Source organism: Nostoc sp. (genome assembly GCF_036917435.1).
Classification (GTDB): Bacteria; Cyanobacteriota; Cyanobacteriia; order Cyanobacteriales; family Nostocaceae; genus Nostoc.
On sequence record NZ_JBALDM010000007.1, the window covers coordinates 1 to 11,768 of the forward strand.

8 protein-coding genes and 2 pseudogenes are annotated in these 11,768 nt (G+C 41.0%); 3 read left to right on the top strand and 7 right to left on the bottom strand.

Annotated features, from left to right (window positions below; all coding sequences use genetic code 11):
• Together V7K98_RS02990 and V7K98_RS02995 are read left to right on the top strand one after the other, a co-directional pair.
• A partial coding sequence (locus V7K98_RS02990) for a hybrid sensor histidine kinase/response regulator (protein WP_335019348.1) occupies positions 1-3,012 on the top strand: 3,012 nt, incomplete at its 5' end.
• 1,037 nt (positions 3,013-4,049) lie between these two features.
• Positions 4,050-4,394 carry a DUF1815 family protein gene (locus V7K98_RS02995; protein ID WP_335019349.1) on the top strand — a complete coding sequence of 115 codons (345 nt, stop codon included), beginning with the start codon at positions 4,050-4,052 and terminating at the stop codon, positions 4,392-4,394.
• Between the two features lie 361 nt (positions 4,395-4,755).
• On the opposite strand, the pseudogene V7K98_RS03000 reads toward V7K98_RS02995, so the two are convergent.
• Positions 4,756-5,231 (bottom strand): annotated as a pseudogene (locus V7K98_RS03000) (CHAT domain-containing protein); the annotation flags it as partial.
• 312 nt (positions 5,232-5,543) lie between these two features.
• Here V7K98_RS03000 and V7K98_RS03005 point away from each other — a divergent pair.
• Positions 5,544-6,044: an acyl-CoA thioesterase gene (locus V7K98_RS03005; RefSeq protein WP_335019350.1), complete on the top strand. Its 501-nt coding sequence runs from the start codon at positions 5,544-5,546 to the stop codon at positions 6,042-6,044.
• 694 nt (positions 6,045-6,738) lie between these two features.
• On the opposite strand, the gene V7K98_RS03010 is transcribed toward V7K98_RS03005, so the two are convergent.
• The 6 genes and pseudogenes from V7K98_RS03010 to V7K98_RS03035 form a co-directional block, all read right to left on the bottom strand.
• Positions 6,739-6,936: a hypothetical protein gene (locus V7K98_RS03010; RefSeq protein WP_335019351.1), complete on the bottom strand. Its 198-nt coding sequence runs from the start codon at positions 6,934-6,936 to the stop codon at positions 6,739-6,741.
• A gap of 418 nt (positions 6,937-7,354) precedes the next feature.
• Positions 7,355-7,501 (bottom strand): annotated as a pseudogene (locus V7K98_RS03015) (IS701 family transposase); the annotation flags it as partial.
• Between the two features lie 73 nt (positions 7,502-7,574).
• On the bottom strand, positions 7,575-7,988 hold the full coding sequence (locus tag V7K98_RS03020) for a hypothetical protein (protein WP_335019352.1): 414 nt from the start codon (positions 7,986-7,988) through the stop codon (positions 7,575-7,577).
• 72 nt (positions 7,989-8,060) lie between these two features.
• The gene (secF, locus tag V7K98_RS03025; RefSeq protein ID WP_335019353.1) at positions 8,061-9,038 is read right to left on the bottom strand and encodes a protein translocase subunit SecF; all 978 of its coding nucleotides are present in this window, start codon (positions 9,036-9,038) and stop codon (positions 8,061-8,063) included.
• On the bottom strand, positions 9,035-10,453 hold the full coding sequence (secD, locus tag V7K98_RS03030) for a protein translocase subunit SecD (protein ID WP_335019468.1): 1,419 nt from the start codon (positions 10,451-10,453) through the stop codon (positions 9,035-9,037). The genes secF and secD overlap by 4 nt, the downstream gene beginning before the upstream one ends.
• A gap of 138 nt (positions 10,454-10,591) precedes the next feature.
• Positions 10,592-11,575, bottom strand: coding sequence for an alpha-ketoacid dehydrogenase subunit beta (locus V7K98_RS03035; RefSeq protein WP_292724784.1), 984 nt, complete (start codon positions 11,573-11,575; stop codon positions 10,592-10,594).
• Between the last annotated feature and the right edge of the window lie 193 nt (positions 11,576-11,768).

The following is an 11,768-nucleotide window of genomic DNA, read 5'->3' on the forward strand; positions in this document are numbered from 1 at the left end:
GTTACAGAAGCTTCTTTAGATATCAATTTTGGTGAAAGTTTAGATTTAGTTCAAGCACAGCCAGATGATTTGTTCGGCTCTTTCGATGAAAACCCGCAACTGCTATTTGAAGATGTAGCCGTAAATGATTCCACCTATATTCAGATGGAAATCACAGAGAATACTGTGGATGAAATATCGGTTACAGAAGCTTCTTTAGATATCAATTTTGGTGATAGTTTAGATTTAGTTCAAGCACAGCCAGATGATTTGTTCGGCTCTTTCGATGAAAATCCACAACTGCTATTTGAAGATGTAGCCATAAATGATTCCACCTATATTCAGATGGAAATCACAGATAATGCTGTGGATGAAATATCGGTTACAGAAGCTTCTTTAGATATCAATTTTGGTGAAAGTTCAGATTTAGCCCAGACAAACTTAGAAGTTTTAGTGGCTGAGGAGAACAATAACTTAGAAACTACCTTTGAGTTCACAGAAAATACAGAACTGGGTTTTACAAATGATTTATTGTTTACAGAAACTGCTATATCAGAAGTAACAAACGAGGAAGATTTAGAAGAGAAAGCGGTAACAATTGATTTACAAGCTGTCAACTTAATAGAAACAGTTATTCAAGAAAATATAGAAACCGATTTATGTGATTTAGGAGAGATATTTGAAGTTGCACCAGGGTTAGATGAAGAAAATGCTATTGCTGCCTCAACGGAAGAATTAGTAACGACAGAAACCCTTGAAATAGCTGCTCCAGATGATGGTTTTGCAGACTTGGAAGCATTGCTAGGAGAGGAAGTAGCACTTAACCCCAAAGCTACCTCAATACCAGAGGTAGATTTTGCAGCGCTGGAAGAATTGCTTGGTACAGATAACGAAAGCGATGTCTACAACGGGCCACGCCAACCCCAACCCTTAAACACTCAACCAGTCTTGGCGAAAAATACCATTTCATCATTAGCCATAGATGAATTTGGTGACTTAGAGAAGTTGCTAGCAGAAGCGGATCAAACAATATCCCATTCACCAGTAGCCAAATCAAACACCAGCAAAGCTCCCCGTCCGTCTACTCGTCGGGCTGCAAGATTTGAAGAAACAATGAAGGTTCCAGTTAAACAACTGGATGATATGAGTAATTTAGTCGGGGAGTTGGTGGTAAATCGCAATACCTTAGAGCAAGATCATGAACGGCTGCGGCAGTCATTAGATAACTTGCTGATTCAGGTACAACAACTCTCCGATGTGGGCGCAAGGATGCAAGAGTTATACGAGCGATCGCTCCTAGAAGCTTCTCTGTTAGCTGGACGCAAAAAGAAAGACTCTGGCTTACAAGTGCCTGATTTCAATGCCGACAGGGGTTTTAGCGAGTTAGAGATGGATCGTTTTACTCCCTTTCATACACTCTCTCAGCAGATGATTGAGCGCATTGTCCGAGTGCGTGAGTCGGCAAGTGACATCGATTTTGTCACCGAAGAAACCGAGCGAGTCGCAAGGCAGTTCCGCCAAGTAACCACCCAGCTACAAGAGGGACTAACAAGAGCGCGAATGGTGCCTTTTGCCCAAACTATCGATCGCTGGCGGCGAGGAGTACGCGACAATGCGATCAAGTGTGGCAAGCAAGTAGAGTTGGTAATTGAAGGTGGCGATACCTTAATTGACAAGATGATTTTGGATCATCTCACCGATCCGTTAACTCACATGCTGAATAATGCGATCGCTCACGGTATTGAAACGCCAGAAGAACGACAAGCTGCTGGTAAGCCACCCGTGGGAATTATTACTATCCGCGCCTTCCACCAAGGCAACCAAACGATCATTTCTGTAGGCGATGATGGTGCAGGCATCGATTCTGCAAAGGTTAAGGCTAAGGCAGTGAAGATTGGCATGATTACAGAAGCCCAAGCAAAAGCCATGTCTCGCCTGGAAGTCTACGATCTGCTGTTCCAGTCTGGTTTTACGATCAAAGACCAAGCAGATGAAATTTCTGGTCGTGGTGTGGGTATGGACGTGGTGCGTTCCGAGATTAGCGAAATTCGGGGGACAGTAAACACCGATTCTGCGATCGGCAAGGGAACCATCTTCACTATTCGTCTACCACTGACTCTGAGTATTTGTAAAGCTCTCTGCTGTGTCTCCGATCGCTCTAGAATCGCTTTCCCGATGGACGGTGTAGAAGATACGCTGGATATACCAGTGAAAAATATTCAGCATGATGCCAATGGACAATCATTTATTTCTTGGCGCGATACGGTGTTGCCATTCCGACCTCTGAAGGAACTTTTAACCTTCAATCGCCAAATCAGTCGCGGTAATGTCTATGGCGGTACGCGAGATGATGATATGGTTTCTGTGGTTGTGGTGCGATCGGCAAATACCTTGATTGCTCTACAGATTGATCTGGTGTTAAGTGAACAAGAAATTGTAATTAAGCAATTTGAAGGGCCAGCACCTAAACCCATTGGTGTAGCTGGTGCTACCGTCTTGGGTGATGGTCGGATTATGCCCATTGCTGACGTGCTGGAAATCATTGACATCTTCCAGGGACGAATTTCTACACAAATGGGTGGCAATTCTTGGCAACAGAAAGGGGTTCCTGTAGACACCTCTCCTGCGAAGATTGACCCAACAGTGTTGATTGTCGATGACTCCATTACAGTCCGAGAATTGCTATCCCTGACATTTAACAAAGCAGGTTATCGCGTAGAACAGGCGCGTGACGGACAAGAAGCTTGGGATAAACTCCGCTCCGGTCTGCCTTGCGACATCGTATTTTGCGACATCGAAATGCCCCGTTGCGATGGACTGGAATTACTCTCTCGCATTCAAAAAGACTCTAACCTCAACCACCTACCGATCGCGATGCTCACCTCACGAGGTGCAGACAAGCACAGACAGATTGCCGCTCAACTCGGTGCTAGTGGCTACTTTACCAAGCCTTATCTCGAAGAAGCTCTCCTCGAAGCGGCGGCGCGGATGTTGAAAGGGGAAAAACTTGTTAGTACTACGACTAATGTTTAGGAATAAGAATTATATAACATCCAGGTTTATGTCCCTGGCTTACCTCACCCTCAATCCCTCTCCTTATAAAGGAGAGGGAAGCTAGAAACAGGATGAAGTTTTGCTTGCATTTTATTTAATCCACGTTCCTTAGTCAGTATTGAAAAACTCTACCCACAAGGGAATGGGGAATGGAGAAGAGTTACCAATGCCCCATGCGGGCGGGGCTGTTCGCCTCCACCTACTCTTGAGTGGAGTTTTCCGCCGACTCCCAATAAAAAATAATTACTTAGTTTGAGTAAATAATCGAAATATACTATACATACATTTTTTTTTGGAAAAACCAACTAGAATAAAATCTTTCCAAATTTCTGTACTTTGGTTCCTACTACTTTTTGAGGATAATCTCAAAATCGCTGCTGAGTTTATATACTGTCAGTGTTAATTTGATCCATTTTGGATTCTACACTCAGATTTGTCTATCAGGTACGTAAATTTTGTATTAAGAGCTACGCTTAATCTGATTTAACTACTGAAACTGAAATTTTTACTGTCGTCTGCTTAACTTTATATATATGGGGGGAAAATTTGGTATACCTAATTATTTGTCTATACCAAAATCTACGTTAGAAATAGAACAGATTAAACATCTCAGTAAAACAGACTATAACGATGCAAAAATGCGTTATGGCCTTGCATAACACTAAATTTAGCTGCACGTCATCAGTAAAAACGAAATATGAAGCTTTTCTGTTCTTGACTAGTGCTGGATTTAGGTTAATCTTAAAGCGAACGCTTCATATAAGAATCTACCCTGACAGAAGTGTATAAAGATATAGTTAAATTTAGCAATTCTGTCCGAGATTTTTAATTTGCAAACTGAATAGTTTGATACGGCGCTCAAAAGTCTTATCTACTACCCTAAACAAGGTAGTCAATTAATGACTCAATATCATTTGTCTGGTAATTGTATTGAATAGTCTACAATACCAGTGGATGAGAAAATCTAAAGAAAATATAAAAGAAACTCAAATGACTGTGGTGTCTGGAGGACAAAAGTGTTTCTGAGACTAGCACATCAACATCGACAATTCGTCCAAGACTTGGTAATGAACCTGCAAGCCTTGGCGGTCGTATTAGAGCGACGCGGGTATCCTGCGTCCTGTTATACCTGCGGCAACCAAATGAATAGTGCATCGTTTATGGTTAGCTTGGGTGATAATCACCTAATTCGGTTTTTGGTGTCCGATTATGGGATTACTTGGACGGAAATGCGGGATGACCGCGAATTAATGAAGCTAGAAGGTGCGGAGGCAATTAGCCAGCTAGACGAACTGGCTGATCTTGTCAAGCAATCTATGCAAAGTGATACAGGCTCTAAAACTCTTGCCAAGAAATATTAAGGTTCTAAAGTTCGATCGCAAATTAAAAATCGATTATCCCTAGTTGGTAATAGTGGCTTAGTTAGCGATCGCTCTTACCCTATTCTCCGTTATGATTAAGTGATTGGCTCGTAGCCCATCACCTACTTTTTGTTATCTACTAAAACCTCACCAGCCGCATTTTGAGGATTTAGCTGAAAGTTACAATCAAGATAATTAGTAATTCATAATTTAGTAATCAAAAAATAGGTTAATAAAGACTTGCAACCATCAAGCAAATAACCCAATTACGCTTGGAGTTTAAACCTACTTAGATAAAGAAATTATGAATTATCAGTTATTAATTATGAATTTTTAATGAATTTTTTTGATACAATCAGCCATAAAAGGCACTCATAATAGCTTGTGTGCCACCATCATCTACAGACCACAGCGAGCCGATTGTGGCTTTAGCACCGGTTTATTGCATCTGATAGCCAAAGCCCAAAATTTCTTCACCGTTACCTAACTTGTCTCCCAAGCCAGTTTCACAGGCGCTTAACACTACCAAATCTACATGGGGAAGTGACTAAGTGGTGAGATTTCTAAAGTTAACGCGATCGCCATTCCCAAATAAAATAAACGAATCTTCTGGTTTACCAACCACAAAGGCTGCATGAGTCGCTAAATGGACAATTTTATAATCTCCATTTGAGGTACAGCGACTTTAGGGCTAAAAGCATCGTCTAAAAACTTCGTAGTTTCAGGAATCATAGCGGCTAAGTTTTCCACTGCTTGCGTTGCAAAGGGCAAACCAGCAAAAGCAACCTGTAGATTCCCAACTTTAATTTGATAATTACCTTTAATGAAGAGTGCTGAGTTAAAAGACCACTCCACTTGCGGGTGGGGTATCAACCAACTCAGGGATACAAAGATTCCGCCCACAAGGGGCCTTGCTCTTAACATAGTGCAAAAGTATTGAGTAGCTTTTTGTTTACTCAGTACTCAGCACTGAGTGCTGTAAACTAATTAGAGTTAAAGTAATAAGACTAATATACCGGAGATTAAGCTGCATAACAAAACACTCCCTAGACTGGGAAGTGTAAATATTAAATCAATAAGTTATGGAACGCAATTAATTTTTATGCTATTCCATATTTGGAAAATTTATAGGTGTTTAAAAAAGTGAAAATGTCACAAGAAAAACCCAGGAAACCAGAATTACCACCCACTACCGCCCTTGATAATCCATCAAGTCATGAATTTGGAAATTGGTTTGAGTATCCTCTGAGAGTGCAACCCCACCACACTGACTATTCTGGTGTTGTCTGGCACGGTTCCTATATAGCTTGGATGGAAGAAGCACGGATTGAATGCTTGCGATCTATAGGGATTGAATTTGCCGATTTAGTCGCTATAGGTTGCGATTTACCAGTTGTAGAATTGTCATTGCGCTATCACCGTTCAATTCAATTGGGTATGGCAGTGGTGGTAAAAACGCGCATGGCTGAGGTAACTGGTGTCCGAATTAATTGGGATTATGCCATTGTCTCAACTGATGGACAACAATTGTACGTTACTGCCAAGGTGACTTTAGTCGCTTTAGATCGGGAAAGAGGCAAGATTATGCGTCAGTTGCCGCCTAGTTTTAAGGATGCATTAGCCAAAATTTCAGGATTAAATAATGATTGATAAGTACACTGTGGCGGAAATTTAACTACCCTTAACAAGTTGCTCAAGTAGTCTGTCGAGTGTAAATTGATGGGTAAGAAATTTCGTAGTAAGGAATAAGAATTAAATAACATACAGGTTTGTGTCCCTCGTTTACCTCACCCTGATTTTGCTGTGCAAAATCTGTCCCTCTCCTTATTAAGGAGAGGAGAGGTTAAGAAGTAAAAAGTAAAAAGTAAAAAGATAATCCCCATAAATAAATTCAGGGGATTTGATAAGGACGTATAAACAAGTAAAAAGATAAAAGTAAAAAGTAAAAAGAAAGATAAATTCAATATTTCTTTTGCCTTTTTACTTTTTACTTTTGCCTTGTACGGACTTATTATTTCTTGCGCTATGCATCTCGAAATAAATGTTTTTATTTCGTTCCATAAATAAATTTAGGGGCTTCAAACCACTGCTTTTTTTCTTTCTTTTGCCTTTTTACTTTTTACTTTTGCCTTGTTCGGTGAGGTTTTTCTTTTGTTTTGGATAATTCGATGACTTGTGTGTACACCGTAGCCTTACAAAGAAGAGGGAAGGTAGAAACAGGATGAAGTTTTGCATTTTATTTAATCCACTTTCCTAAGCGCGCTTTGTGCTTACTACAAACTTTTCACTACTAGCTTGATAAACTACTAGTTAATTTTGTGATGAATGTAATTAAATTTATTTTTTACTTGCCGCTTTGGATATTTGATAAACTTTGAGTAAACTGCATTATGTGATGCCAAATATCTTGCGGGGTAATGCCAAAACCAATGTTTAATAAAATAAGGATTGCGGCAAGAGTTAATGCATTACTCAGAGTTGCTTTCAACAATTTCCACAATATTATGAAGACAATCCAAGCTACAATCAAGGTAGCAATCATAATAAAATTCCTTAACAATAGCCCTTGCCCGATCGGGTGTTTGTTCAGAAAGGGTAAATTTTTATCTGAAGTAAAATTTACTAATACTAAAGCTATTAGACCTAACTTGGATGTAGATACTAAAGCTAAGATTTTTTGTTTAACTATACCAATGTCATATTACCTGAAAACGAGACAATAATTCGTATAAGAAGCAAGTGATTTGGCAATTTGGCAGAATTCCCGTTTAGCCCCTCATGTTAACCCTGTTTTATCACTTTGGGAGAATCTAATCGCCCAAAGGTTTACAGAGCTTTAGTTTTCAGTTTTTGTCTATACATTTTAGTTTCTGTTAGGAAATAAAGCCTCAAACCTGGATGAAATCAAAGTCTCAGAATTTGGCTGAGATTATTGTTTTACCAGAGTGACAAAACAGGGTTATTGCGAAGTGCAAATATTTGAAGCACTCATAATTTCTTACTTCTTTAAATAAGTCTTGATCCTCTGCACAATATTCATCTACGATCGCAACTGTTGGATGGGCATCTCTTGCTAAGTGTTTCAATATTTGTAATTCTACATCCATTGCCCTACTTACTTTTCAGAGTTTTTTCTTTTAATCCTTTTATCCAGAATACTCGGAAAGTGACAGAAGAGGGTTAATGACAAACCCACTTCCACAGAGGATGAGTTGGCCCCTGTTGACGTATCCGATAAACTTGTTTTTTTAAACGTTCTTTTTCTGACTGTGGTAGTCCAAATAAGATATTCCGACTTTGCCAAACCAAAACAGAGGCAGTCATCCCAATACAAAAGGCTAAACCGAAGGTAGAGAGTGGATGGTAGAAAAGTCCATATCGCACCGCTACCCAGGTAAAATATTGTTGCCACAGATAAATTTCTGTACGTAGACCCCACAAGCTAACAGGCGCAATAGTGAGCCATAAACAACCGACAAACAGCCATCTACCGTATACTGTTAGCTTGTGTAGCCTTTGTACTTGTTGAATAAAGGATGCGTCAGAGTTCTCAAATTCTGGATTAGGGATTAATGGTTCTTGAGGTTGATCCATAGAGGAATAAAATTCCAAAGCATGAGTGAGCAGTTCAAAATGCTTTAACCTAATTGTGAAATACGCACAAGTTTAACTATCTTGAGAGCTAGCAGATGTATCAATTGGCTCTGCGTTCTCCACGACTTGGGATTCACTCCTGCGCTCTCGCCACCAAGCCAGGAGAGTACTGGCGATGAAGATACTTGAATATGCACCCATTGTGAATCCAACAATTAAGGCAAGGGCGAAGTTTCTCAGGGTTTCGCCGCCAAATAGGAATAGGGAAAACAATGTTAGTAAAACGGTTAACGTCGTATTGATCGATCGCGTTAAAGTTTGATTGGTTGCATCATCAACAACTTTGTCAATATGATCGTTAGGATGTAGATTCAGTATTTCCCGAATGCGATCGTAGATTACCACGGTATCTGTCACCGAGAAACCAGTAATAGTCAAAATAGCAACGACGAAAAGGCTATCAACTTCAATACCTGCGACTAATCCCAAGATGGAGAAAACACCCAGCGTAATCAAAACATCATGGAACAAGGCAAGAATTGCGATTACGGCATAGTCTAACTGGAAACGTACACTCAAATAAATGACGATGCCAGTAAAAGAAACAACCAGAGCTAATAACCCTTGGGTAAATAGCTGACGGCCAAGTGTCGGACCAACGGTGTCAATTTGAGTGGCTTTTGGATCAAAGGCTCCAATTTTTTCACTCAAAGCTGTTTGCAACTGGGTGCGTTGCTCGACATTTAATGTCTTTGTGCGAACGGATATTCCTTGTTGGTTTTTACCAACAACTTGGATACTACTATTATTTAGCTTTTCACCGTCAACTACTTCTCTGACATCAGAGATATTAATTGGTTGAGTGCATTTGTCTGGTTGTGTACAATCGCGTTCAAATTGTAGTCGCGTACCACCAACAAAATCTAGACTGGGACGTAGTGGTGCGCCTAGTTGTTGCCAAGAAATCAGCATCGCCACGATGCTACCGATCATCAGGGCGGCAGAAATTGTCCACCAAAAGCTCCGACGTTTGATGACACTAAATTTCATAACTGCACCTCCGCACCAGACTTAATTGACGTTGAGAGATTAGGACAAAACAACTCTGGTTTCCGCAAGTTGGGAAATTGCAATGATAAGAACAGCAGTGTGCGACTACAAGTAATGGCAGTAAACAAATTCACCCCTAACCCTAGCGCCAATGTCAAAGCAAAGCCTTTAACTAAACCTGCTCCTAACCAAAACAGTGCTGCACAAGAAATTAATGATGTGACATGACTATCTAAAATACTAGACCAAGCTCGGTAAAATCCTGACTCTACAGAACGATATAAAGTTTTACCAGCACGTAGTTCTTCACGGGTGCGCTCAAAAATCAAGACGTTAGCATCAACTGCCATACCGATACTGAGGATAAACCCAGCAATACCAGGGAGAGTTAATGTAATGCCTAACAAAGCGAACGTAGCATAGGTCAATAGTGCATAGATAATCAAAGAAAAGTCGGCAATTAACCCTGGTAGTCGGTAGTAAACTAACATGAAAATCAATACTAACAGCAATCCGCCAATACCAGCGTAAATACTGCGTTGAATACTATCTTTACCTAATGTTGCCCCGACGGTACGGTTTTCAACTATTTCTACTGGTACGGGTAATGCCCCACCGCGTAGTTGCACGCCTAAGTCGTTGGCTTGTTGGGCGGTAAACCTTCCTGTAATTACAGCAGAACCACCACTAATCCCGGCGGCGGCAAATTCTATACCTACGGTAGGAGCGCTGATCAGTTCATTGTCCAGAAAAACACCAATGCTCCGCCCAGTACCGGCAAGATTTTTCGTCAAATTGGCAAAGAGTTCACCACCCTTTTGGTCGAAGCGAATGGTAACATGCCAGTTGTTACCTTGAGTGGGTTCACCATAAGCATCCTTGAGGTATTTACCAATTAGTGGTGGATTGGTGCTTTCAAACAATTCTGCGATCGCTTGATTATTTTTTTGTAAATCTTCTTGATTCTTAGTAATTGCGGCTTTGTCAGCACTCTTTCTCAATTCTTCTTGCTTGACTTTCAATTCGGCTCTAGATGCTTGGAAAGCAAATAGTTGAGTTTCTGTATTCGGTTTTTGGGTACGAAATTCTAACTGTGCCGTCCCCCCTAGTACTCGTTCGGCTTGTTCTGGATCGTTAACCCCTGGCAGTTGTACTAATATTTTATCTGAACTGACTGTTTGGATGACTGGCTCAGAAACACCCAAACCATTAATCCGACCTTCGACAACTTTCTTTACACCTTCTAATTCGCGTTCGGTGATTTTGGGAATTTCCGGTGATGGTTTCACCTGAATTGTTAGCTGTGAACCTCCCCGCAAGTCCAGTCCCAGAGGTATCGGAATTGTTGCAATCACCGTTATTGCGGCGATTATCAGGACTAAAATTAAAATTAATAGCGATCGCTGTCTTTGCATACCATAACTCGCAACTGACAAAGGCTATAATAGCGCTCTTTTGAGGAGTTAGGGCATTGGGCATGGGGTATTGGGAATTGGGAATTGGGAATGAGTTATTCTCCTAGTCTCCAGTCCCCAGTCCCCAGTCCCAAATCTCTAGACTCGCAACGCTACCATTTTTTCCACGGCTTCTACTATTTGCTCTGGTTGGATGATTGTCAATCGTTCCAGATTGCCGTTGTAAGGCGTGGGGATATCTTGGGAAGAAAGCCGCAGTACTGGCGCATCTAATTCATCGAATAAGCGATCGTTTATTGAAGCGATGACTTCTGCTCCGATACCCGCAGTTCGCATGGATTCTTCCACAACAATGACTTTATGGGTTTTACGTATTGATGCACCAATCGTATCAAAATCTAATGGCTTGAGGGATATTAAATCAATAACTTCTGGATCGTATCCTTGTTTTTCAAGTGTTTTTACCGCTTGCAGCACATGATGCCGCATCCGAGAATAAGTGATAATTGTGACATCCTTTCCTTGACGCACAACTTCGGCTTTATCTAAAGGTAGTAAATATTCTTCTTCTGGTAAATCTTCTTTCAAGTTGTAAAGCAAAACGTGTTCAAAGAACAACACGGGATTATCATCGCGGATTGCAGATTTTAGGAGTCCTTTGGCGTTTCTTGGTGTGGAACATGCAACAATCTTCAACCCTGGCACAGCTTGGAAGTACGTTTCTAGTCGCTGGGAATGTTCTGCACCTAGCTGCCTTCCCACACCTCCAGGACCGCGAATTACCATTGGAATTTTGAAGTTACCGCCAGAAGTATAGCGCAGCATCCCAGCGTTGTTGGATATTTGGTTGAAGGCGAGCAATAAAAAGCCCATATTCATGCCTTCGATGATCGGACGTAACCCAGTCATTGCTGCTCCTACTGCCATGCCAGTAAAGCTGTTTTCGGCAATGGGGGTGTCTAGAATGCGGAGTTCGCCATATTTTTGGTACAGGTCTTTGGTAACTTTGTAGGAACCGCCGTAGTGTCCTACGTCTTCACCGAGAACGAATACACTGGAATCACGTGCCATTTCTTCATCAATGGCTTCCCGTAAGGCGTTAAAGAATAGTGTTTCTGCCATTTAGACCTTTTAGTACGATTATGGTTTTAGAATTTTATCGTGCTGCTGTCGCAAATACCGTGAGCGATCGCACTAGTTAGAGATTGGTTTTTTGAACGAATCGCCCAAGCATAGAGCAGCTATATTAATTTAGATTTTAGAGGTTTTATGAGCGATCGCCTCACCCTCTAGCAAATGCAACTGATTTATTTAT

Coding starts and splice junctions, on each gene's coding strand:
- V7K98_RS03020 (WP_335019352.1), bottom strand. CDS start 7,988: ATGGATCAACCTCAAGAACCATTAATCCCTAATCCAGAATTTGAGAAC.
- V7K98_RS03035 (WP_292724784.1), bottom strand. CDS start 11,575: ATGGCAGAAACACTATTCTTTAACGCCTTACGGGAAGCCATTGATGAA.
- V7K98_RS03005 (WP_335019350.1), top strand. CDS start 5,544: ATGTCACAAGAAAAACCCAGGAAACCAGAATTACCACCCACTACCGCC.
- secD (WP_335019468.1), bottom strand. CDS start 10,453: ATGCAAAGACAGCGATCGCTATTAATTTTAATTTTAGTCCTGATAATC.
- secF (WP_335019353.1), bottom strand. CDS start 9,038: ATGAAATTTAGTGTCATCAAACGTCGGAGCTTTTGGTGGACAATTTCT.
- V7K98_RS03010 (WP_335019351.1), bottom strand. CDS start 6,936: ATGATTGCTACCTTGATTGTAGCTTGGATTGTCTTCATAATATTGTGG.